General features: G+C 61.0%; 20 protein-coding genes and 1 pseudogene. 6 read left to right on the forward strand and 15 right to left on the reverse strand.

The genetic code is table 11. From position 1 onward, the window contains the following. Positions 1-266 precede the first annotated feature (266 nt). Complete coding sequence (locus P3C39_RS28975; RefSeq protein WP_050580511.1) at positions 267-998, reverse strand: GntR family transcriptional regulator; 732 nt, start codon at positions 996-998, stop codon at positions 267-269. Between the two features lie 233 nt (positions 999-1,231). Here P3C39_RS28975 and P3C39_RS28980 point away from each other — a divergent pair, with 233 nt between their 5' ends. Beyond that, the gene (locus P3C39_RS28980) at positions 1,232-1,636 is read left to right on the forward strand and encodes a hypothetical protein (protein WP_275954825.1); all 405 of its coding nucleotides are present in this window, start codon (positions 1,232-1,234) and stop codon (positions 1,634-1,636) included. Between the two features lie 10 nt (positions 1,637-1,646). Beyond that, positions 1,647-2,516 carry an alpha/beta hydrolase gene (locus P3C39_RS28985; protein ID WP_024504907.1) on the forward strand — a complete coding sequence of 290 codons (870 nt, stop codon included), beginning with the start codon at positions 1,647-1,649 and terminating at the stop codon, positions 2,514-2,516. Positions 2,517-2,588: 72 nt separating this feature from the next. Here P3C39_RS28985 and P3C39_RS28990 read toward each other — a convergent pair whose 3' ends face one another. The 7 genes and pseudogenes from P3C39_RS28990 to P3C39_RS29020 form a co-directional block, all read right to left on the reverse strand. Then, the gene (locus P3C39_RS28990; protein WP_236382678.1) at positions 2,589-3,356 is read right to left on the reverse strand and encodes a carbohydrate ABC transporter permease; all 768 of its coding nucleotides are present in this window, start codon (positions 3,354-3,356) and stop codon (positions 2,589-2,591) included. A 62-nt stretch (positions 3,357-3,418) separates the two neighbouring features. After that, entirely contained in the window at positions 3,419-4,339 is a 921-nt protein-coding gene (locus tag P3C39_RS28995; RefSeq protein ID WP_024504905.1) for a sugar ABC transporter permease, read from the reverse strand. Beyond that, complete coding sequence (locus P3C39_RS29000; RefSeq protein WP_245469696.1) at positions 4,332-5,747, reverse strand: sugar ABC transporter substrate-binding protein; 1,416 nt, start codon at positions 5,745-5,747, stop codon at positions 4,332-4,334. The genes P3C39_RS28995 and P3C39_RS29000 overlap by 8 nt, the downstream gene beginning before the upstream one ends. 11 nt (positions 5,748-5,758) lie before the next feature. Then, positions 5,759-6,580 (reverse strand): helix-turn-helix domain-containing protein, encoded by an 822-nt coding sequence (locus P3C39_RS29005; protein ID WP_024504903.1) that lies wholly within the window; start codon positions 6,578-6,580, stop codon positions 5,759-5,761. Further along, on the reverse strand, positions 6,574-7,059 hold the full coding sequence (locus P3C39_RS29010) for an OB-fold domain-containing protein (protein ID WP_206517131.1): 486 nt from the start codon (positions 7,057-7,059) through the stop codon (positions 6,574-6,576). Before P3C39_RS29010 ends, P3C39_RS29005 begins: the two co-directional genes overlap by 7 nt. Then, entirely contained in the window at positions 7,026-8,156 is a 1,131-nt protein-coding gene (locus P3C39_RS29015) for a thiolase family protein (RefSeq protein ID WP_032899524.1), read from the reverse strand. The genes P3C39_RS29010 and P3C39_RS29015 overlap by 34 nt, the downstream gene beginning before the upstream one ends. Positions 8,157-8,216: 60 nt before the next feature. Beyond that, positions 8,217-9,066: pseudogene (locus tag P3C39_RS29020) on the reverse strand (SMP-30/gluconolactonase/LRE family protein). A 164-nt stretch (positions 9,067-9,230) separates the two neighbouring features. Between P3C39_RS29020 and P3C39_RS29025 the strand changes: the two are divergent. Beyond that, positions 9,231-11,879, forward strand: a complete 2,649-nt coding sequence (locus P3C39_RS29025; RefSeq protein ID WP_206631201.1) for a CoA transferase — start codon at positions 9,231-9,233, stop codon at positions 11,877-11,879. 56 nt (positions 11,880-11,935) lie between these two features. Further along, positions 11,936-12,793 (forward strand): nitroreductase family protein, encoded by an 858-nt coding sequence (locus tag P3C39_RS29030; RefSeq protein WP_024504898.1) that lies wholly within the window; start codon positions 11,936-11,938, stop codon positions 12,791-12,793. Between the two features lie 75 nt (positions 12,794-12,868). Here P3C39_RS29030 and P3C39_RS29035 read toward each other — a convergent pair whose 3' ends face one another. The 7 genes from P3C39_RS29035 to P3C39_RS29065 form a co-directional block, all read right to left on the reverse strand. Next, the gene (locus P3C39_RS29035; RefSeq protein WP_024504897.1) at positions 12,869-13,480 is read right to left on the reverse strand and encodes a flavin reductase family protein; all 612 of its coding nucleotides are present in this window, start codon (positions 13,478-13,480) and stop codon (positions 12,869-12,871) included. A gap of 130 nt (positions 13,481-13,610) precedes the next feature. After that, complete coding sequence (larB, locus tag P3C39_RS29040; protein ID WP_127269186.1) at positions 13,611-14,258, reverse strand: nickel pincer cofactor biosynthesis protein LarB; 648 nt, start codon at positions 14,256-14,258, stop codon at positions 13,611-13,613. Continuing rightward, positions 14,255-15,043, reverse strand: a complete 789-nt coding sequence (locus tag P3C39_RS29045; protein ID WP_024504896.1) for a potassium ABC transporter ATPase — start codon at positions 15,041-15,043, stop codon at positions 14,255-14,257. Before P3C39_RS29045 ends, larB begins: the two co-directional genes overlap by 4 nt. After that, the gene (locus P3C39_RS29050; RefSeq protein WP_275954824.1) at positions 15,036-16,277 is read right to left on the reverse strand and encodes a LarC family nickel insertion protein; all 1,242 of its coding nucleotides are present in this window, start codon (positions 16,275-16,277) and stop codon (positions 15,036-15,038) included. The genes P3C39_RS29045 and P3C39_RS29050 overlap by 8 nt, the downstream gene beginning before the upstream one ends. After that, a complete protein-coding gene (larA, locus tag P3C39_RS29055) occupies positions 16,274-17,536 on the reverse strand; it encodes a nickel-dependent lactate racemase (protein WP_246675078.1) in 1,263 nt (420 codons plus the stop codon). Before larA ends, P3C39_RS29050 begins: the two co-directional genes overlap by 4 nt. A gap of 277 nt (positions 17,537-17,813) precedes the next feature. After that, positions 17,814-18,932 (reverse strand): 3-isopropylmalate dehydrogenase, encoded by a 1,119-nt coding sequence (gene leuB / locus P3C39_RS29060; protein ID WP_346016457.1) that lies wholly within the window; start codon positions 18,930-18,932, stop codon positions 17,814-17,816. Positions 18,933-19,071: 139 nt separating this feature from the next. Then, positions 19,072-19,956 carry a LysR family transcriptional regulator gene (locus tag P3C39_RS29065; RefSeq protein WP_032899521.1) on the reverse strand — a complete coding sequence of 295 codons (885 nt, stop codon included), beginning with the start codon at positions 19,954-19,956 and terminating at the stop codon, positions 19,072-19,074. Between the two features lie 262 nt (positions 19,957-20,218). On the opposite strand from P3C39_RS29065, the gene P3C39_RS29070 reads away from it, so the two are divergent. Together P3C39_RS29070 and P3C39_RS29075 are read left to right on the forward strand one after the other, a co-directional pair. Beyond that, on the forward strand, positions 20,219-20,971 hold the full coding sequence (locus P3C39_RS29070) for an SDR family NAD(P)-dependent oxidoreductase (RefSeq protein WP_275954822.1): 753 nt from the start codon (positions 20,219-20,221) through the stop codon (positions 20,969-20,971). A gap of 64 nt (positions 20,972-21,035) precedes the next feature. Further along, a complete protein-coding gene (locus tag P3C39_RS29075) occupies positions 21,036-22,274 on the forward strand; it encodes an amidohydrolase family protein (RefSeq protein ID WP_275954821.1) in 1,239 nt (412 codons plus the stop codon). Positions 22,275-22,709 lie beyond the last annotated feature (435 nt).

Raw genomic sequence — 22,709 nt, forward strand, 5'->3', positions numbered from 1 at the left:
CTTCCAGGTAAGCATGCTCTCCTCCCCTTTTTATCATGAGGTTCGCAAACCGCCGGAAGGACGAATCTAACCCTCGCCATGAGGGGTCGCTCATAGCAAACGTTAAAGACCCTCCCTGCTGGCCTGTTTGGAACAGAACCCCTGCGATGGTTATAGGAGACACTGACAATTCAGCCGAAGTCGTCGTTGGCTATGCGGCCATCGCCCCAGACGATGTCCATGGGCGCGCTCCGCAGTTGGGACTGTCACTAGGTGAGGCGACTTCCTCAGGGCAAGACGGGCATCTTGTAGTTTGCCAGGAACTCCGACCAGCCTGTATTGATGTGCACTTCCATCGCACCCGTAGCGCCCTCAACATCGCCCCGCTCCAGAGCGGCCAGAAGCGTCACGTGTTCATCGAAAACGCGCGACTGCCTGCCCGGCATCTGGCTCAGCAAGTCGAGCGGATATTTGGCCCAGAGTATGCGCACGAAATCGAGCGTCTGCGCCTGGCCTGCCAGTTCGTATAGCCGGAAGTGGAAGCGAAAATTCTTCTCCTGGCAGGCGGCGCGGTCGCCAGCCCTGGCGGCCATGAGAAGATCGTGGTTGATGGCTTTGAGAACGTACAGATCGTTCGGCGACATGCGCCGCGCAGCTTCCGCGGTCAGGCGCGTTTCAAGCAACTGTCGTAACTGGTAGAGTTCCTCGGCACCTTCGATCAGGAAGGGTGCGACGATCGCGCCGCGATGGGCACTCACCGCCACATAGCCCTGGGCTTCCAGCAGCCGCAGCGCCTCGCGCACCGGCGTGATCGAGACGCCGAGCATCTTGGCGATCTCGGCCTGCTTCAGCTTCTGTCCACGCGCGAGGACACCGACGATGATCTTTTCGCGCAGCACTTCAGCAATCTGATACTCAGCCGTCGTCCGTGATTTCAAAGACCAGTCGCCGCTGTCGTCGGCGAGACTGCGCTTGCTGATCTGTTGCTGCAATGCGTCGAGCGGCTGGTGGTCGGTCATTCCTCATTTCCGAAGCCGACACTCGAAACTGCTGGTCGACCTACATCAGGATTTCCATGTTCGTCCCGTTCCCGCAACCACAATCGAGCGGTTCAGCGTTCGACGGGCATCAGAATATTGATTTCTTCAGCCGGACTCTTGAGATCGGTTGATTTCGGCCTCTTGGCGAGTTGGGATCACGGTGGATTTTTTCCCATCGCGCACCCTAACGGAAGCATGGAGGAGTATCGTCAGTGAGCTACAAGGACCAGTTGGTCATTCCCGTCAAAGCCGTCCGCGATGGCGTCAATAAGGACCCGGAGTTTGCGATTGCCGCCCGCTTCTGGAACGCCCGCATCCGCTTCTACAGCAACGAGGCGGACGAGTATTTCATGGAGATCCGGGATGGCCGCGTCGTGGACTTCCAGCAAGGAAGCGACGGCTACAAGTCGTCGACCATCTATGTCGGCGGGCCGCGGGAAACCTGGCGCGACATCCTGAAGCCGGCGCCGGCGCGCTTCTGCAACGACTTCTTCCCGGCGGCGATCCATCGCGGCATGCGGCTCGGCGGCGATCTGTCGTCGCTCTATGCATATTACAGCGCCTTGCAGCGAATCCTCGCCGTGATGCGCCAGGAGATCAACGGCGTGAAGGCTTGAGGGACGGATGATGGCAAAGTTTGCAAAGATGGAATGCGGCTATCTGTATCTGACCCTGGATGACACCGAGTACCGTATATACCTCGAACAGGCTGGCACCGGCATCCCGGTGCTGCTGCAGCACACGGCAGGCACCGATGCGCGCCAATGGCGGCACCTTCTCGAGGATGAGGAACTCACCCGGTATTTCCGTTTCATCGCGTGGGACTTGCCCTACCATGGCAAGTCGCTGCCTCCCCTCACCCACCGCTATTGGGAGACTGGCTACAAGCTCAAGATGGACTGGTTCCTGCGCTACGTGCTCGAGTTGTCAAAGGCGCTCGAGCTCGACAGACCCGTCTTCATGGGCTGCTCGATGGGTGGGCTGCTGGCGACCGATCTGGCGCTTTACCATCCCGAGCATTTTCGCGCCGCGATCGCGCTTGAGCCTCTTATCAAGAGCCCCGAGCCTGGCACGCTGACAGACTGGTACTGGCACCCAACGACATCCAACGACACACGCGCCGCCTTGCAACACACACAGTGTTCGCCGAGCAGCCCGGAGGTCTACCGCCGCGAGACGATCTGGATGTACAGCCAGGGGGCGCCGTCGGTCTTCCCGGGCGACCTGCACTATTATGTCGAGGAGCATGATCTCACGGATACGGCCAAGGATATCGACACGGCGAAGATCGACCTCTATTTGCTGAATGCCGATTACGACTGGTCGGCGACGGTCGAGGAAGGGCGTCAGCTTGCGTCGATGATACCCGGCTCGAAATGGGTGCATATGCGCGACATGGGCCACTTCCCCATGGCCGAGAACCCGGCGAAGTTCCGGGAGTATATCGTGCCAATCCTCGATGAGATCAGGGCGAAGTCAGCAAAGCGCACCGGCTGATACCGCCCCGGGAGCCCAGCGAAAAACGCAGGAAGCAAAGTCGTCGACGCTTTTTCCAACCTGGGTCCTGGTTTACTTGACGCTGCCCGCCGTCAGCCCGCCGATCAGCCACCGCTGCGCGAACAGCCCGATCAGATAGACCGGTATAATGCCGGTGAGAGACGCTACCGCCATCTGGCCGAAATTTATCAATCGCTCGCCCTGGAAAAGAGCTATCGCCACCGGCAGCGTTCGGCTGCCTTCGTCATTGCTGAAGGCGGAGGCGAGCAGGAACTCATCATAGGCGAGGATGCCACAAATCAAACCCGTTGCCACGAGGCCTGGCGCCATGACTGGGCCGACGAGGCGAAAGATGATCGTGAAATACCCAGCACCGTCGATCTTTGCCGCTTCGTCGATTTCCACGGGCACCCGTCGCAGGAAGCCTGACAACAGCCAAAAGGCCACCGGCAGGTTGGCTATCCCGTTGACCAGGATAAGGCCAGACAGGCTGTTGAGCAGACCAAGCCGACGCAGAAGCAGAAAAAGCGGAATGAGCGCGACCACCGGCGGCGCCACGTAGGTCGCCAACGTGAAAGCCGGAAGGAAGCGCCCGCCGACCTTCAACCGCACCATGGCGTACGTGGCTGGAAAGGCGACGGCGAGCGTCAGCAGGCTGCTACAAACCGCGACCAGCAGCGAGTTCGCCAGCAGGCGAAACAGTGGGATGATCTGGAAGGTGTTGATCCAGTTCGCCAGTGTCGGTGCCTGCGGCAGGAAATACCCGGTAAGCACCTGGTCTGGCGTCTTGAAGGAAACCGAGACGAGATACGCAATCGGCAACACAAAGAAGCCGACCATGACCGCGGCACACCCTGTTGCGACCCGGCCCCGGGACTTCCCCCCAGCTTGACTGGAATGGCTCATCCCGACCTCGTTTCGCTGCGTTTGTGAAGCCAGGTGATAGGCAGGGTGACAATACTGACGAGGATGGCGAACACCAGCGTTTGGGCTGCGGCCAGACCGACATCGAACTCCTGCATGGCAGTGCGCCATATGCGGAAGGTGGTGACGGTGGTGCTGAATCCCGGCCCGCCGAATGTCAGACCATAGACGAGGTCGAAGAGCTTGAACGCGATCACGACGCGCAACAGCAAGATGGCAAGCAGCGTCGGCATCAGCATCGGAAGCGTGATCTGCCAGAAGATCGTTCGCGGCGACGCGCCGTCGACACTTGCCGCCTCGAACACCTCGTCTGGCAAGGTCTGGAGCGCCGCATAAGCGAGGATCGCCACGAACGGCGTCCACTGCCAGGTATCGGCGACAGCGACCGAAAGGAAGGCTGCGGGCATGGTGCCGAGGAATGAGACCGGCTGGTCTATGATGCCGGTGCGCAACAGCACGCCGTTGAGCAGGCCGCCGGCGGGCGCAAGGATCAATTTCCAGGCCACGGCCACCATCATGGGCGGCGTCATCAGCGGCAACAGGATAAGGCTGCGCACCCACCTCGCCTGCTTCAGACTTGAATGCAGCATCATCGCGATCGCCAAGCCCAGTGCGAGCTGGATCAATGCGACGGGAATTGCGAAAATCGTCGTCCTCAACAGGGCCGCCTGAAAGTCGCCATCGCGCTGAATGGCGGCAAAGTTGGTCAGAACCGGCCAATGCTGGAACTGCCGCCCCAGCGAGCTCTTCGACAGCGACAACGCAAGCACGTCGAGAAACGGATAGATGGCAAAGGCGGAGAGGCCGAGCAGCAGCGGCGCGACCAGAAGGAACCCTGCCAATCGCGAGCCGCTTACCGTCGCTCCGGCCGATGTGGAAACCGGGTTGCCTCTATCCATTCAGCATTGCAACCCAAGCCGCCTGGGCATCTTTCATAGCCTGCTCGGGGGTCTTGGTCTGAGCGAGAACCAATGCAAGTTCGTCAGCCAGGCCTTGCAGCATCTTGGACGCCAGTGCCCCGGTAGGCCAGGCAAGCGCGCCATTTAGTGCCTGGGCGCCAGCAGCCTGAACCTTCGGCGCCGCCGCCTTGTACTGGCTGCTGTCGAGAACCGACGTGAAGATCGGATCGATGCCACTGCCGGGAGTCAGTGTCAGCTTGAGGTTCATTTCCTTGCTGCAGGCAAACTTGACCAGTTCCCAAGCGGCGTCCGGCTGCTTCGAGCCGGCCGAGATCGCCAGGCCGAAACCGGCGTCGAGCGAGCCGCGATGCTGTTTGTTGGCGCCGCCAATCGGCATCTGCACCACGGTCCACTTGTCAACAATCTGCGACATTGCCGGATCCTGTGCGTTGACCCCGAGATCGGTCCAGAACTCGATCATGGCCGCCTTACCGGAGAGGAAGGCCGGCAATCCTTGCTCGAACCCGGTTTCCAGCGGCGTCGGCAGAGCATACGGAGCAACGTTAAGCATGGCCTGGACGGCCGCGATGCTGACTTCCGAATCGAGCAACGGCTTGCCGCTGGCATCGAAGAAATCGCCACCCAGACCAGCCAGCCGGTTGGTGTAGCTGCAGCCTATCATGAAAGGGTTTTTCACACCGAGCAGCGCGGTGCCGAAGATGCCGTTCGCTGTTTCGGCCTCCGTGATGACCTTCGCCGTCGCCAGATATTCGTCCCAAGTCGTGGGCGGCTTCTGGCCGCTCCGTTCCAGGATCTCGGTGTTGACGAACAGCACGTGCGAATCGCCGTCATATGGCACCCCCCAGCGCTTTCCCTTGTACAGTGTGTAGGGATCGTAGATCGACGGCAGGAAGTCCGCAGCGGCATAATCCTTGGCAATGCGGTCGGTAACGTCGACGACCGTGCCGTCTTCGGCGAGCGCGCCGAGCAGACAGTACCAGTAGTCGATGACGTCGTAGACGTTGGATCCGGACTGGACGTCGAGGGTCGCCTTTTGCTGGATCTGGTCGTTGGGAACCGGCAGTACGTTGACCTTCGCGCCGGTCGCCTTGCCGAACTCGTCTGCAACTATGCGTCCACCGGTGACGTGCGGCTGGATCACCATAAGATTGAGTTCGATACCCTTGAGATCGGGCGCGCTCCATGCCTGCCGCGGCATCAGAGCGGCTGCCCCCAGCATTGCTGACGTGCCGAGCAATTGCCGTCGTGTCAGCGACATTTGCTGCATGAGTTCCATCAAGTTACTGCTCTTCATTGCGCATTCCTCCACCAGCCTGCTTCTTAGTCGTTTTAGAAAGAGCCGCCTGGTAGCTCCTATTCCGCCCCGGCGTACGCATGTGGCGGTCAAGCACTTCGCCCTCACGCACCCCAGGCTTCTGCAGCGAAGTCACGAAGCAGCGCGGCGAACCTCGACCGACCGTCCGCGTGCCCGGAAACGGCAACGCCAATGCCGATCGCAGCAGGCGCTCCAAATCGCGCGGGCAACTGGATTGCGATGACGAGGTCGTCCTGGGCACTCAGATCGCGACAAACCGCGAAGCGATCGACGCGGTGCATTCGCAGCTCGTTGACAAGATCCTCCACATTGACCGCATGTGCAGCATCGCCGACGGCGTTCCCGTGCCGGAGAATGCCACGTACGTCATTCTCGTTCTCTGCTAGAAGCAGCATCCTGCCCAGGGCGTCCCTGCCAATCGGCAACTTCATGCCGGGACTCAGGCGATTCGTCCTTGGCTCGGCCGACGGCCAGGAGACATGCACATATTGAACGTGCACCCCATTGCGGACGCCAAGCCGGACATTTGCATTGGCCTCGATGCTCAACGCATCCAACGCCTGCAGCAGGCCGCTGCCCTGGAGAAACGTGTCGTGGACCCAGTTGCTCAACAGCACGGAGCGGACGCTCGGTAGGTATTTCCGCGTCTTGCGATCGCGCGCTATGAAACCTGCACCGCTCATGGCCTGTAGCAGCACGGACGAACTTGACTGGGGGATTTCGAGCGCGCAGGCGATTTCCGAGACCGACAGCGGGCGGCGGAGAGCAGCAAAGAGTTCAATGATTTCGAGCGGGCGCGTCGCCGATCTCAGGATGCTGCGGTTTGGCCGGGCTGGCAGGCGGCCGGCGTGATGACGATCGCATCCGGCCGCGCTCACTTCGGCGTCAGCTGCTTCGTTCAGCATCCCGGTTCGTCCAGAGAAAATTTCGGTAATGCGATGCCATCGGCGATGCGGTCGAACACCACATGGACGCGCGCACCAATCCTGAGGTTCGCCTGCCCGCCGACCAAATTGCTGACGACCAGCGGGCCTTCGTCAAGCCGCACCAGACATGTACGGTAGGGCAAGTCTGCCTCAAAGCCGTCCCAATAGGCGCGATGGAAATCCGCCCAGGACTGCAGCGTGCCTTTTCCGCTCGCCGGTTTCCAGGTCTGGCGGTCATTCAGGCACCGAGGGCATACCGGCGCTTCGGGAACATGAGCGTCGCCGCACGCATCGCAGGTCTGGAGCGCGTAAATTGACTTGAGCGCATAGTCCCAGAACGGCCTGTTCAAGGGCGTAATCTTGGGCAACGGCTTTGCCTCTACGGATTTCTCGGAAGCGGAAGCGCCATACGCCATGTCAGCCGTCACGCCCGCGTATAAACGATCGTGCGCGTGCATGGTGTTGCTTGCACGTACGTCACGACTTCACAGTCCTCAACCTGCCGATCGCCGCATTCGCCACGCAGTTGGCGCACCGCCTCGACGTTGAGGGCCCAGCCCTGCATATACGAATTGGACAGATGGCCGCCGTCCGTGTTGGTCGGCAGCCGGCCGCCAAGTTTCAACGCTCCGCCCTCGACGAACCGGCCGCCTTCGCCGCGCGGGCAGAAGCCAAGGCCTTCGAGGCTGAACAGCACGGTCGGACTGAAATTGTCGTAACACATCAATGCATCGACATCGGCGGGCTCGACGCCGGCCATGGCGAACGCCTCATCGCCCGATGCCGAGACCTGATCGTGCCAGAAGTCGATGTGAAAATTCTCTATGGACGAGTTTCGATAGGCCTCGCGCCCCGAAAATCCGCTGATCCGAACCGGCGGCTTGGCGAGATCAGCGGCCCGCTCGCTTGTCGTGAGGATCAGGCAGACGGCGCCATCGTTGATCAGGCAATAATCGAATAGGCGCAGCGGGGCGACGATCGGACGGGAACTCTCATGGTCGTCGATAGTCATTGCCTCCTTCATCACCGCGCCGGGATTGAGTTGCGCATGGCTGCGGAAGGCCACGGAAACTTCAGCGAGTTGCCGCGTCGTCGTACCGTAAAGCTCCATGTGGCGACGGAACATCATGGCGTGGGCGCCGCCGGGCGAGGTGAACCCCCAAGGGTCCCAATGGCCCGGCATTTCACCTCCGCCGTAGAAGACGCGGCGAGATCGGCCGATGTTGGCGTAAAGCAGCGCGACATATTTCGCCTGGCCGCTCGTCAAGGCGATCGTTGCCTCGATGAGGCCGATGCCCGACATGCGACCATGCCCCGGTAGGGTGATCGTCCAACGCGGATCAAGTCCCAGGACTTCGCCCATCCGGTAGTAGCTCGGAATACGACATGTAAGCAGGCCGTCGACCGCGCCCTTGTCCAGTCCGCAATCTGCAACCGCGTTGCGAAACGCCTCAGCCGCCAGGCCATACTCGTCCATGTCGGGAAAGTTGCCGTACGCCGTCGTGCCGACGCCCACCACCGATACTTTATCTCGAAGCCCAGAAAAGCCTTGCATCGTCCCTCCGTAAGGGATGATGCATTTTATTTTATTTTGGTCAAGAGGTTCGGAACCATTTCAGAGGCCGCGTGTCCCGACATAAATCGAGTAAAGACACGAGGCAGCGGCTATGAACAGGCGATTGCGCTTGGGCCGCCAAACGTCAGGTTTGTGACGGGTTTCCGGGACCGCAATCTTACCGATTAATTCCCCCTCGGGGCTGATGCAGTGAACACCATCAGCCGCCCTTGTCCAGATATTGCCATCGAGGTCCACGCGGAACCCGTCAGGCACCCCGGCATCGATCACGGCGAATGTCCGGCGGTTGCCAAGCCCACCATCGGCCGCTACGTCAAAAGCTAGGATCTCATGTGCGCCACCCAGGCGTGTGCGTCGCGCCTGAGTCGGCAACGAAAGGATTTTCTCGGTGGGCGAGAAGGCCAGACCATTGGGCTTGTCCAGTTGTCCGTGGCGATCGCCAGCTTGCCATCGAGGGAATCAAGGCGGAAAACGCAGCGGCGCCCGAGCTCGCTGGAGGCGCGGTTTCCTGTGTAATCGCTGAGAATTCCATAATCCGGGTCGGTAAACCAGATCGAATCATCCGAGCGTACGACGATGTCGTTTGGCGAGTTGAGCTGCTTTCCATCGTAGCTATCGGCGAGAACGGTCTGCCTCCCGTCAAGTTCGGTGCGGACGACGCGACGATTGCCGCTCTCGCAGGTGAGCAGACGCCCTTGGCGGTCCCGGGTGTTGCCATTGGCGTTGCCGGACGGATGGCGAAAGACGACCGGTGGCTGCCCTTTGGCGACAGTAATATTTGCTCTGCCGGAACGTCGCTAAGAAGGAGAATCTCGAGATCCGCAAAACAGACCGGACCCTCCGCCCACATCATACCGGTGTGAAGACGCTCCAATGGCGCATTGGCCACGACATAGCGCCGGAAGCCTTAAAAATTCAGGATCGAAATTTCTTCTGCACTTTTTCCACCACCCGAGGTGAATTGGTTTGATCCCCGCAATTTCTAATTGACAGGCGCCGCTTCTCAATGCCTAATTTTATATAATGCATTATCTCGCCGAGCAAACTCCATAAATGTGGTTGCTCAACATCAACGCTGAGACGGTCCAAACACCCTTCATGACAGCTGCAAGAGTTGAACCCCGGTCGACCGCTCTGGCGTCCGACACCGCCCCCGGAATGCTGTCTGGCCTTCGAGTGATCGAGGTGGCGGACGAGACGGCGGAGTATTGCGGCCTGCTGCTTGCAGGACTCGGCGCCGAGGTGATCAAGATCGAACCAGCAGGCGGCAGCCCGACGAGGCGCATCGCCCCGTTCTGTTCTGAGGAGCCCGACCCCGAAAAGTCGCTCTATTTCTGGGCATACAACCGCGGCAAGAAATCCGCCGTCGCCGATCTGGATACCGCAGGCGGTCGCGAGATGTTGGTCCAGCTCCTGGGTACTGCCGACATCCTGCTGGATGCTAGCTGCGGCATGTTGAATGAACAGCTTGGGCTGACCCGCGAAGCCTTGGCGGCGCGGTACCCCTCGCTCGTCATCGCCCGCATGACGCCTTTCGGCGATGACGGCCCTTGGAGTACCTTCAAGGGGTCGGACCTGGTTCATCTGGCGCTCGGCGGCGTTATGATGAATTGCGGCTACGATCCGGATCCATCGGAACAGTACGACCTACCGCCTATCGCACCGCAAATCTGGCATGCCTACCATATTGCCGGTGAGCAACTCATGATTGGCATTCTTGCCGCTCTGATCGAGCGGACCACCTCGGGTCTCGGTCAGGATATCTCCTGTGCCATCCATGAGGCGGTGGCCAAGAGCACCGAGATCGATCTGATGTCATGGGTGATGCGCCGAGCGCCGCTCCATCGTCTGACATGCCGTCATGCCCTGGAGGCAGTGTCGCGTGTCCCCAACATCAGTCACACCAAAGATGGTCGCTGGTACATGACCTGGGGTGTTGGCGCCCGTGACAAGGCCAATCTCGTGCCGTTCCTCGAGCGTTTCGACATGGCTGCGGACCTCGAGGCGCCCACAGCCGATGCGGACTTTAACGCACGCAGCGTCCCGGGCTCGTCGAAGATGGACGACGCCACCTCGCACACGCTGGAAGTGGTTCAGCGTTTCGTCCGCGCCCACACATATGACGCGACGCCCTGGCAAGAAGCTCAGGCAGCGGGATTGCTCTGGGCACCGGTGCGCAAGCCGCATGAGAATGCACAAGACGAGCATTGGCTGAAGCGCGGCGCCATCACCAAGGTCGATCACCCTGAACTTGGGCGCAGCTTCCATTATGCCACAAGCAAATGGCTGAGTTCGGAAACACGATGGCAGGCCGGCAAGCGCGCGCCGCTGCGCGGTGAGCATACGGGCGAAGTGAGCAACACCTCAAGGCAGGCATCGCCAAAGGTAGCGGCAGAGGCGACCCTGAAACCGGCGCTCTCAGCACGCAATCGTCCCTTTCCTTTGCAGAACGTCCGCATCTTTGACTTCTCATGGTTTCTTGCTTCGGCGGGCGGAACGCGCTTTGCTGCTGCGCTTGGCGCCGAGTGCATCAAGGTCGAATGGAAGGAAAACCCAGACACACGCCTCGCCGCAATGGCACCCGTTGGCGGCCGCACGGCGCGCGAGGCCGCGACCGGCCCACTGCCGGGCGTCAGCGATCCCGACATGGGCGGCCAGTTCAACAATAAGAACACGGGCAAGCGCGGGCTCTCGCTCAATATCCGCCACCCGAAAGGTATCGATATCGCCAAGCGGCTGATCGCAATCTCCGACGTCGTCGCCGAAGGCTTCTCTCCGGGCGTCCTCGATCGGTTAGGCCTGGGGTATGACGTCCTGCGCAGCATCCGTCCCGATATCATCTACGTCCAGCAGTCCGGCATGGGCAGTTACGGCACCTATGGCCGACTGCGCACCGTTGGGCCTATCGCTGCCTCGTTTGCTGGGATGAACGAAATGTCCGGTCTTGCCGAACCGGCGATGCCTGCCGGGTGGGGCTATTCCTATCTCGACTGGATGGGGGCCTATGGCTTCGCCCAATCGCTCCTCGGTGCGCTGTACTACCGCTCGGTCACGGGCAAGGGTCAGCATATCGATGCGTCCCAATGCGAAGCGGGCATCTTCCTTGCCAGCCAGGCCATCCTTGATTGGTCGGCAAACGGGCGAGTGTGGCAGCGTACCGGCAACCGCTCCCCTTATGGCAATGCCGCGCCGCATGGCGCCTATCGTTGCCAGGGGGCGGATCGCTGGATCGCGATCTCGTGCTGCGACCAGCGGTCATGGGCGGCGCTCGCCCATGCCGCGGGCCATCCTGAATGGCTAACCGATCCACGCTTCGCCAATATTGCGGCTCGTCTTGTCAACCAGGATGCACTGGACAAGGTGGTTGGAACGTGGACCGAGGGCGTTGAGGCCTATGACTGCATGAGCCGCTTGCAAGCAGCTGGCGTGGCCGCTGGCGTATGCCAGACGGCGGAGGATCGCTGCGATCACGATCCGCAGTTGCGGAGGTTGGAGTGGCTGACCGAAGTGCCTGGGACAAGGATCGGGACGTGGCCCGTGGCCGAAGTGCCGTTCAAACTTGGCCGCACACCCGCGCATGCAGGCGGATTGATCAACCGCGGAGCGCCTTGTTACGGCGAAGACAACGAATATGTCCTCGGTGAACTCCTCGGCCACTCAACAGCACAGATCCGCTCGTTCAAGCACGAGGGCGTTATTTGACCTCGGCAAGAATCCCAGGCGGATCAAGCCAAACAACCAGACTGGATAACAATCAGATGACCAGCAAGCAGCGAAACAGCGTCGCCGACGGTACAGCGGCACGTGAACGCGTCGGTACGCGCTACCGTGATCCCGCTCTCGCCGAAGAATTGTCCCACGTCACTTGGAACAGCACGCTGGATGTGATGCTGTCGCACCGGTCGGTGCGCTACTACCTCGACCAGCCCCTTCCCGCAAATACCCTTGAGCTCGTCGTGGCGGCCGCACAGTCGGCGGCTTCAACTTCCAACCTCCAAGCTTGGAGCGTCATTGCGGTCGAGGACAAGGATCGCAAGGCGCGGCTGGCCGGCTACGCCGCGGACCAGAAGCACATCCATGACGCGCCGCTGCTGCTCGTTTTCGTCGCCGATCTGGCTCGCCTGCGTGCGATCAGCGATGAGCGGGGACATGCCGGTGTCGCACTCGATTACATCGAGGCATTCATCTTTGCCATCGCGGACGCCGCGTTCGCAGCGCAGAATGCCGCTGTTGCAATCGAGTCGCTCGGCCTCGGCTGCTGCTACATAGGCGCGATGCGTAACGACCCTCAGGCCGTCGCCAACGAACTGGGACTGCCCGACGAATCGATGGTCGTGTTCGGCATGACAGTCGGCCGCCCCGATCCGGCGGTGGCAACAGACGTCAAGCCGCGCCTGCCGCAAGGCATAATCCTCCACCGCGAGCGGTATACCCAAATCGACCCGGAGCTTATGGCGGCCTACGAGGCACGCATGCGGGAATTCCAGGCCGAACAGAACATGCGCAACATCGACTGGACTGAACAGACCGCGGCGCGGATAAAGGACGTTGCTGCACTGACCGGCAGGCACGTGCTCACGGACTTCCTGAAGGCGCGGGGATTTGGGCTCAAATAGCTGCGGTTGCGCGCGCCAATGTTGACTGAGAGACAGGGGCTGCGACTTCGTCAGGCTTGCGAACCGCCGGCCCTGTCACGTCGCCGAGATTCTCGGCAACTCAAACGCGTCTGTCGTGCGGACATAGGTGTTTCCTTGTGCCCTGGCGACAAGGCGCAATTTTTGTGTATCGACATGGAAGCGAACCGGGTCGATCAGCATGTCGTCGCGTATATGCATCATCTGGACCGTTCCCAGGATGAGCGAGCGCGATACCCCGAGAGGAACAATGCTGTGCAGCACGCACTCCATGGAGACGGGGCTCTCGGCAATTCGCGGCGCGGCGATCGTCACTGAAGCTTCCTCTGCAAGCCCGGACCGCGAAAACTCATCGATTTCCGGCGCAAACTCGGCGGCGGTTATGTTCATCTGGTCCAGCCGATCCTCGTCGACCAGATTGACGACGAATTGGCCCGACATCCGGATATTGCGTCCTGTGTCCTTGTTGTCGCCTGCAGACCGGTCGACGATGCTGAAACCGACGACAGGGGGATCCTCGCTGAAGACATTGAAGAACGAGAATGGCGCTGCATTGCGCACCCCGTCCGACGCGACGGTCGTGACCCATGCGATCGGCCGTGGCGTGATCGTCGAGGATAGAAGTTTGTGCCGGTCAAGCGGCTTCAGCTCGGAGAAGTCGAACTGCATTGTCGTGGGGACCTCCGATGATTTGGCGGGGCAGACCAGTTTGGCTGGCGCCACGCCTTTCTAGCACCGGCAAAATCGATTGTTTGCTCTATATCGGAACGCGCGCATCGCGCTTAGCGAGGCTGGTGCGTCAACGCATTGAAAGCATCTTCACCGCGGCTGCCGCTGCGCCAAAGCCATTGTCGATGTTGACCACCACAACTCCCGGCGAGCAACTCGCGAGCGCTGCGTTGAGCGCCACATATCCGCCGGCGGCCACGCCGTAGCCGACAGATGTCGGTACAGCGATCAACGGCGCCGCGATCAGCCCGGCGAGCACGCTGAAGAGCGCGCCTTCCATGCCGGCGACAGCGATAACAACCCGAAACATCCGGATTTCGTCGAGCCTTTCAGTAAGCCGCCACAATCCGGCGACACCGACATCGGCGACGATAGGCGCGTCATGGCCGTTGAAGCAGAGCGCTCGGGCGGCTTCCCGTGCGACCGACATATCCGACGTGCCCGCCGCCACGATGCCCACACCTGTGCTTGCAACGGGCATGGACCCGCCCAGCACCGCAGTGCGCGACAGTGGATCATAATCAAGTGCACTGCGAATGGCGAAATCGAGCGCCAGAAAATGGCTTTCGTCGAGACGCGTGAACAACAGCCGCTCTCCTTTCTCGGAAGCAGCGACGATGATGGCGGCCACCTGGGTCGGGCTCTTATGCTCACATAGCACCGCCTCCGGCACTCCGGTGCGCCTGCTGCGTTGCCAGTCGAGTTGAAAGTCGTTCATGGGCGCATGAACATCGCGCCGCGGCTGTAGGGCCGGGCGCCCACGAAGACGCGTCCTGCCTCGGCGCAAAGCCGCTGCGTGATCTCGACCAGCAGATGCTTCTGCGCGGACACGCCGTCGCCGAGTTCCAGAACCACGCCTGACCGCGTAATCCGGCAGCGCAACGTAACGCCACTGGCGGCAATGTCAGCCAGATGCCGCTCGGCCTTCTCGATGAATGCGAGGTCGCGGGCATCGATCGCTATTCCCGTCTCGACGCGGCTTGCCAGGCATGGCTGGGCGGGCAATTCGGCGACAGAGCCCAGGCCAAGCTCGCGAGAAAGCGCGCGAATGTCGGCCTTGGCCATTTCCGCTTCGATGAGGGGATGTACCACCTGGCGCTCGGCGGCAGCCAGCAACCCGGGACGATAGTCGCCGAGATCATCGAGATTGGCACCCGACGCGATCACATGCGGCGTCAGTGTGCGTATCCGATCGTAGAGATTGGTCTTGCAGAAATAACAGCGGTTCGAGGGATTGTCCCGATAGCGTGAATCCTCGAACTCGCCAGTTCCGATGACGAGGGTCGTCCAGCCTTCGGTATCTGACAGACCCCGCACGCGTGCCGTCGCCTCTTCCGGAACGGCTGGTGAGGCGGCATGGATTACCGTCACCGCAAGGCCCGGCTTGCGATGTGCGAAGGCTGCCAGCGTCACTGAATCCACGCCGCCGCTGACAGCAATGGCGAGCTGTTCGAAACGGTCAAGAACGCGGTCAAGACGCTGTGCCGGCGCAATGTCATTCATCGTCGGTCGTCTCGGCCTGCCACTTCATGGCGCGGCGCTCGGCAAGGCTTCCGCCTCGAAGGGCATCGCTTTCCACCTTGCGTGTGATGCCCGATGGCCGGAGGACCGCCTTGACGGCAAGTCCGGCAGCCTTGACGTTTTCCCGGAAGAGGACCAGCCGGCGTTCCTCCCGCAGGCGCAAGCCAATTGTCGATGTCTCGGCAAAACACCGGGCCGTCACCTGATCGGCCAGTTCCGGTCTCGCCAGAAGCCGGAACGACGAGGCGGGACGCCCCTTCTTGCCGAGGCGCTGCCCCACGGAGAGATCCAACACGCCGTCCGTTGCCCTGAGGCGATCGCAGGCGACGCCCATCTCTTCGCCGGTCATGTCGTCGATTTCGAATTCGATGACACTGATGGTGTCGCTCGGAGTTGAGACTTCGTTCTCTAGGACGAGAACGCGAAGAATGTTCGGCATCCCGGGCAGGTGCCGCGTCCCCGCGCCTGTTCCGGACGACACAAGCCGGCCAGACGTGCCGCCAGCACCAGGCGCTGTGAGATGTTTAAGGATCGCCGCGCCGGTCGGCGTCACGCGCTCGCCTGATATCCCGTCGTCGCGCCATTCGAAACCGGTCAGGATCGCGGCCGTGGCAGGCGCGGGAACGGGCAGCAGTCCGTGGGCGGTGTGCACAAGGCCACCGCCTCGCGGCAGAGCCGAGACACTCCACACCGTCTTGTCGAGCGCCGCTGCGATGCTGCCGGCGCAGACGACGTCAACCAGGGAGTCCCAGTCGGCGATCTCGTGAAAATGTACCCTTTCGACCGGCACGCGATGGATGGCCGCCTCCGCCTCGGCAATGATCGTCAGTATCGCAATGGCCCTGGCAGCCGTTCCATCGTGGAGATCCGCGGCCTTGATGCGTGCCACCATGTCAGCAAAACTACCTGCATGCGCTTCATCAGGAATCTGGTTGCGATCGTGATGGTGATGGTGGCCATCATCATCACCATATGCGTTCGCATGGGCGTGTGGCGCTGCAGCCGACATCGCGCGCTTCGCGACCAGACCGAAGCGCCGCACGCGCATCGACAGGCTCTCGCCTTCCTCGAAGGCAATGCCACCGGCCTCAACCGGAAGCACTGCAGCGCCGTCGGCAAGTACGCGCTCTCGCAGGTCAGGCAGCGCGTCGAGCATTGCCGCGACGAACATGTCGCCGGCGATGCCGCCGACTGCATCGAGGTGGACGCGTCTCACAGTCCTGCCCGCCGATAGATCGGAATGACGTATGGTCCCTCCGGGATGATGGCAACGGCGGGGTCGCCATGGCGTTCAAGACTGGCCGCGATTGCGTCGTTTACCGAGGGGACCAGTTCAACTCCGGTGATGCGGCGTTCCTCGCGATCTAGCCCGGTCGTGTAGAGCTGGATCTTGCCCACCCGCATCGGCTTCAGCTGCATCTCCGTCTGCCATTCATCGATGTCGGCAAGCGTCTTCGCCGTAAGCGTGGCAAGGAATGGCTCGGGTCCCATCTCCACCAAGCGCGCTTGCGCCTGGCGGAATTCGTGGCTGCCCAAGCCCTCCGAACATTCCGAGGCGATGATCAGCGTCCCGCCCGGGTCGAGAATGTCGATCGGCGTCACCATACCCTTGATCGTCTGGTAGTAGGTCTTGTCGAGGGGATAGCCTGCAGACGACGTCACCACGGTCTTGAACCGGCGCGGCACGTCGATCATCGTCGTGTCAGCGATGAAATCGACCGCAGCCAGATGGCTGGCTATGATCTCGCCAAAGGTCACGCAAACCAGATCGCGATCTTCATCGAGCACGGTGTTCAACGCATAGATTTCGCCAACCTTGCGTACGATCTGCAACTGTTCCTCATGGAGCGGGTTGCCGACCAGATTGCACTGGACTGACAGCGGGTCTTCCATGAAACGCGCCGAGTGGAAGGTGCGGATGGTTTCGTGGCCGGCAACGCCGGGGGCGACAACCTTTCGACCACCGGACCAGCCTGCCATGAAATGGGGCTCGACCAGGCCTGTAGCGATACGGAGGTCCGCATCCGCGAAAAGCCGATTGATCCGGATCGGTGTCCCACGCGTCTGCGTATGTCCCAGATCGACGTGGTCGTGTTCGTTGCGTGCGAAATGATTGGTGACGCGGACGGTCTTCAGAACCCAAGGATCGCCGACCAGTTCCTCCAGTTCCACACCCTCGTTCGGACGATGAAGGCCGGTGGCAACGAGCACATCGATCCTGTCCGCGGGAATGCCGCCTTTGATCATTGTCTCGATCATGACGCGTAGGAATAGCCGGTTCGGCACCGGGCGCGTGATGTCGCAGATAAGGATGCAGGCGCTCCGACGCCCGACCACCAGACGGGCTAAAGGCTCGGAGCCAATCGGATTCGCGAAGGCGGATGCAATTGCTGAAGAGGCGTCGAAGAGTTTTGGCAACAACGCCTTCCGGATTACTGTCGGCTCCGCGCCTTGCGGCAATGCCAGCTTCAGCAATCCACGACCGAAGGCAAGTTCGAAAGGACCGCCATGTTTCATCTGCCGTCCCTCGGCTCTCACGATCCGCCGTCCGTCGCTACGGCCCGGCACCTATGATGTTCGGCGGCTGATCCAGCCCTCTTCGGCCACGTGACGTCGCTCGAACATGTCTGGCTTGCCTTCGAGTACCGCTGGTCAGTCAACCGAAGTAAGTCTCGGTTTGGAGACCTGTCGTCGCAATCGGCGATGCGGACGCGACCGACATGCCGCGAGAGCAGCAGGTCATAGCGGCCGGTCAGGCAAATTCCGCCTCCCCGCCAACCTTCTGCTTGCGGATCGCCTCGACAACTGCTTCACCCATGGCCCTCGTGCCGATCTTCCTGCAGCCGGGTTGATAGATGTCTGCGGTCCGATACCCCTCGCGCAGCACTGACCGTACGGCCTGCTCGATACGCGAAGCGTGCTGGTCGCGGCCAAACGACTGCCGGAGCATCATGGCAACCGAAAGGATTGCGGCCAGTGGGTTCGCCAAGTCCTTGCCAGCGATGTCCGGCGCGGTGCCATGGACCGGTTCGTATAGGCCCTTGTTGTGATCGCCGAGGGAGGCCGACGGCAGCATTCCGATTGAGCCGGCCAACATGGCCGCCGCATCGGAGAGGATATCGCCGAAGACATTGCCCGTCACGACAACATCGAATTGCTTGGGATTTCGGATCAAGGCCATGGACGCCGCGTCAATGTAGAGATGCGTCAATTCCACATCGGGATACTGCTTGCTGACTTCGATAACGACCTCGCGCCACAGCGCCATCGTTTCAAGGACGTTTGCCTTGTCAACCGAACACAGTTTCTTACGTCGTTTCGCGGCGGCCTGGAAGCCCGCATGCGCTATGCGCTCGATCTCGGCATCGGTATAACGCATCGTGTTGATGCCGACACGCGCGCCAGTCTCGTCACGAGAGACACCACGCGGCTGGCCGAAATAGAGATCGCCGGTCAGTTCACGCAAGATGATCAGGTCGACCCCCGTGACAACTTCGGGCTTGAGTGTGGAGGCGTCCACAAGCTCGGGATAAAGCACGACCGGGCGGAAGTTAGCATAGAGACCGAGGGCCTTGCGCAGCTTGAGCAGGCCGTAACCGGCCCCCTCGCTCGGCGCTCGCCTCTCATCCTCAGGAACGCCGGTTCCGCCAAGCAGAATGGCATCAGCTTTGCGTGAGATGTCGAGGGTATCAGGCGGCAGGGCATCGCCGAAGCGCTCCAGCCCCTCACCTCCGATTACGGCTTCTGTGAGTTCGAGCGGGAGTTCACTACCGATGACCGCGTGCAGCGCCCTTACTGCCTCCGCGGTCACTTCCTTACCGATCCCGTCTCCTGGGAGCACTACTATCTTCAAGGCCTTGCCTTTCGAAATTGAGTTGAAGAGGCGGGCGCATTCGCTCGGCCCTCTCTGCGGCAGGACTTATATGGGCCGACCCGGACCCTTCGAAGTCGTCCTTTGGAAAGCTCGCATCGTCGGACGCGACGCACCGGTTAGCCGGCGGACCAGCCTCTCAACTGTTGGTAAGGTGCTTCAACAGCAGCTTCACGGGTGGTGGCAAGCCCTGACTGTCCTGAACGCAGATGTTCCACTGCCTGACTGCCCAAGGCTCGTCGAGCGCGATTGCCGCAAGCATGCCACCCGTTACATAACGGGCGGCACATCCCGCCGGCACGAGGCCGACGCCCATCTGCGCCTCTACCATTGTCGACACCGTCTCGAACCCGTTGACCCGGATTGGCATTTTCAACGGTTTGCTCAGCTCAGCCGCAGCGCGAATGACGAGCATATCCAGAAAACTTCCCCTGCTTGGCCCGATCAGGTCATAATCCGGGAGGTCGGCGAACTTGACGGAAGTTTGCGAGCTTAGCGGGTGGTCCCTGTGAGCCAGCACCACGAGGCGGTCGCTGCGATAGGGGATGTATTTCAAACCGCGACGGGGCACGACGCCACCGAAGACGCCGATATCCGCAGCGTTCTCGGCCACCGCGTCCACGGCCTGCTGGCTGGTGCCCTCCTCCAGATCGATTCGAATGGCCGAATGCGTCCCCAGAAAGTTGCTCAGATCCGACGGCAGATGCTGGATGATCGTCGAAACACTCGCAAAAATGCGGACCTGCCCGCTGACGCCACTGGCGTGATGGGCAAGCTCAATCTCCATCTGCTTCAAGTCGCGGAGCACGACGCGCGCATGGTGGAGCAGCGCCTGCGCTGCCGCGGTCAGCTCCAGTCCCTTCGAGCTGCGGTGAAACAAAGGCGTACTGAGGCGTATCTCGAGATCGGAAATCCGCTTGCTCACCGCCGATGCCGCGATGTGCTCGCGATCGGCCGCCTTGGCGATACTCTGCTCTTCGCAAACGGCGACAAACAGCTGAAGCGAAAGAAGGTCAAAACGCAATGTAGCTCCCCCTCTCCGGCATATTCCATCCATGCCAGGCCTGCGAAACACGCAGCCAGTCACTGCTAATAGCTGTTGACCGCACGGATGCAACTGTCGCAAGGGCATCATCGCGGATCGCGAAGCAGCCATTCCAAACGAAGTCTTTTGCGAAAGGCCATCGCAGTCAATACGTTCTGGCACGCGCTTGTCGCGAAATCGCCACCGGTTCCCCCGTGGAACATGCTTTAATCAATAATTCAATCAGAGTGCGTCTTCGACCATGAATCGATATGATCTTGAGCAGCGCGTAGCGATTGTCACGGGCGGAGCGCAGGGCATCGGGTTCGCAGTCAGCGAGCGGATGCTGGCATCCGGTGCCAGGATAGCGATTTGGGATCGCGATGGCGCTGCGTTGCAAAAGGCTCTCAATCAGCTTGGACGAACCCGCGACGTGCTTGGGATTGAGACTGACATTGGCGACCTCGCGTCGGTGGAAGCGGGCTTTGCACACACGCTGGAACGGTTTGGCAAGATCGACATACTGATCAACAATGCGGCGTTGGTCGGGCCGAACATGCCGACCTGGGAATATCCACTCGAGGCCTTCGCACAGGTCCTGAGTGTGGGATTGATAGGGACTTTCAACTGCTGCCGCGCCATCGTCCCTCATATGCGGGAGCTTAACTACGGGCGCATCGTCAACCTCAGCTCCATTGCCGGCAAGGAGGGCAACCCCAACGCGGTCGCCTACAGCTCCATGAAGGCAGCCGTGATCGCCTTGACGAAGTCACTGGGCAAGGAACTCGCAGGGCAGAACATCGCAGTCAACTGCGTCACTCCGGCGGTTGCCAAGACGCCTGGGGCAATGGAGCAGTCACCGCAACACATCGAGTACATGCTTGCCAAGATTCCGCGCGGCCGCATGCTCGAACTTGGCGAAGCCGCCTCCATGATCTGCTGGCTAGCGTCAGAGGAGAATTCCTTTACCACCGGCGCGGTGTTCGATCTTTCCGGCGGCAGGGCAACCTACTGACCGTAGCGCCCGTCAAATTCCGCGGCGCACGTGGCGGCGCACCGATCCAACAAGGAGACTGCTGATGCCTTCCTACATATTCGAAAACGCGCGGATCGTTGACGGCTCCAATGAGGACGGCGAGCACGACCGTTTCGTCCGCGTCAGCGGCAATGTTATCGACGAGGTTTCAGACAAGCCGATCCGGGATAGCAACGCGCATCGCTTCGATCTGCGCGGGAAGACTTTGATGCCGGGCCTGATCGATTGCCATGTGCACATCAATTCCGGAGTTGCCGATCCGGCCGAAAACTCGTTTCTGCCAAACGAACTCGTCGCCTATCATTCGGTGCGGATATTGAAGGGCATGCTCAATCGCGGTTTCACCACCGTGCGCGACCTCGGCGGCGCGACTGTGGCTCAGGTCCATGCGATAGAGCAGGGTGTTATCGAAGGTCCTCGCCTGGTCATTTGCGGCAAGGCCATGGTGCAGACCGGCGGCCATTCGGACTATCGGACGCGCTACGACATGATCAGTGGCGACCGTCAACTCGACCAACTCGGCTCGGTAGGACGCATCGTTGACGGCGTCGACGACTGCCGCCGTGCCGCTCGCGACGAGGTTCGCAAGGGTGCCAGATTCATCAAGGTGATGGCCAATGGCGGCGCGGCATCCTCCCATTTTCCTCGGCCATATCTCGGCTATTCGATGGATGAGCTGCGCGCGTTCCAGGACGAAGCCGACAAGGCCAAGATGTATGTGTCGGTGCACACCCACACCGACGAGGCCGTCGCACGTGCACTCGAATGCGGTATTCATTCGATCGAACACGCGACACTTATTACCCCTCAAACCGCTGCCACCGCTGCGAAGCAAGGTGCGATCGTCACGCCGACGATCGCCGCCTATGAAGCGCAGATCCGCGAGGCCGATGCGCTGAAGCTGGATCCCGGCTTTGTGGAACGCCTGAAATGGGTGCGCGCAAGAGGTCCCGAATCGCTGGAGACGATGCGGGCAGCCGGCGTCAAGCTGGCTTACGGCACCGACGTGTTGGGCTCGATGCACAGCTATCAGTCCGAAGAGTTCCTGATCCGCGCGGAGGCGCTGCCGGCGATCGAGGTGATCAAATCGGCAACCCTTACCGCCGCCGAACTCGTCCGTATGGAAGGCAAGGTCGGCACGATCGCGGCAGGCGCCTTTGCCGACCTCCTCGTGGTCGACAAGGATCCCGTGAAGGATCTGTCTGCGCTGGGCAGTCAAGGCCGCTACATGTCCGCCATCATGAAGGATGGTGCATTCGTGAAGAACCAGCTCGCAGCCTAGGCTCACGCTGGGACCAATCACGCCGCCATCCTTTTGCCAGTCTTGAGATGTCCGCTCCGGGGGCGGACCGGCTGTGTCACTTGGATATCGACAAGTCTTCCGCGTTCACGCCTTACATCGTGGAATGCGACGAGGTCCATCCCATCGAAGGCTCTGAGCGCGCGTCCAGCCAACTATCCCAATGCTGAATTCGACCGCCCTGGTGTCCGCGCATCGCTGGAGGTCGCGCATTTGAGCGAAGTTTCAGTAACTGCTGAGTGGAAGGACATAGCTCGTTCGAAGAGGCGACGCCAAAGCTTTGAAGGGCTGCCCTATTTGCTGTTGGCGCCGATCGCCATACTTCTGGTTCTGGTGATCGTTTATCCGCTGGTTGAGGCCGTGCGGTCTGCCATGACGGACGCATCTTTTGCCCAACTGGGCACGCGCCCGCTTCAG

This window comes from Mesorhizobium sp. XAP4 (assembly GCF_029269325.1).
Classification (GTDB): domain Bacteria; phylum Pseudomonadota; class Alphaproteobacteria; order Rhizobiales; family Rhizobiaceae; genus Mesorhizobium; species Mesorhizobium ciceri.

Bases quoted from the DNA above. Each gene is read 5' to 3' on its own strand.
- P3C39_RS29030 (WP_024504898.1), top strand. From the start codon at position 11,936: ATGACCAGCAAGCAGCGAAACAGCGTCGCCGACGGTACAGCGGCACGT.
- P3C39_RS28995 (WP_024504905.1), bottom strand. From the start codon at position 4,339: ATGGATAGAGGCAACCCGGTTTCCACATCGGCCGGAGCGACGGTAAGC.
- P3C39_RS29015 (WP_032899524.1), bottom strand. From the start codon at position 8,156: ATGCAAGGCTTTTCTGGGCTTCGAGATAAAGTATCGGTGGTGGGCGTC.
- P3C39_RS29070 (WP_275954822.1), top strand. From the start codon at position 20,219: ATGAATCGATATGATCTTGAGCAGCGCGTAGCGATTGTCACGGGCGGA.
- P3C39_RS29025 (WP_206631201.1), top strand. From the start codon at position 9,231: ATGTGGTTGCTCAACATCAACGCTGAGACGGTCCAAACACCCTTCATG.
- P3C39_RS28990 (WP_236382678.1), bottom strand. From the start codon at position 3,356: ATGGTCGGCTTCTTTGTGTTGCCGATTGCGTATCTCGTCTCGGTTTCC.
- P3C39_RS28985 (WP_024504907.1), top strand. From the start codon at position 1,647: ATGGCAAAGTTTGCAAAGATGGAATGCGGCTATCTGTATCTGACCCTG.
- P3C39_RS29010 (WP_206517131.1), bottom strand. From the start codon at position 7,059: ATGCACGCGCACGATCGTTTATACGCGGGCGTGACGGCTGACATGGCG.
- P3C39_RS29045 (WP_024504896.1), bottom strand. From the start codon at position 15,043: ATGAATGACATTGCGCCGGCACAGCGTCTTGACCGCGTTCTTGACCGT.
- larB (WP_127269186.1), bottom strand. From the start codon at position 14,258: ATGAACGACTTTCAACTCGACTGGCAACGCAGCAGGCGCACCGGAGTG.
- P3C39_RS29075 (WP_275954821.1), top strand. From the start codon at position 21,036: ATGCCTTCCTACATATTCGAAAACGCGCGGATCGTTGACGGCTCCAAT.
- P3C39_RS29005 (WP_024504903.1), bottom strand. From the start codon at position 6,580: ATGCTGAACGAAGCAGCTGACGCCGAAGTGAGCGCGGCCGGATGCGAT.
- P3C39_RS28975 (WP_050580511.1), bottom strand. From the start codon at position 998: ATGACCGACCACCAGCCGCTCGACGCATTGCAGCAACAGATCAGCAAG.
- P3C39_RS29035 (WP_024504897.1), bottom strand. From the start codon at position 13,480: ATGCAGTTCGACTTCTCCGAGCTGAAGCCGCTTGACCGGCACAAACTT.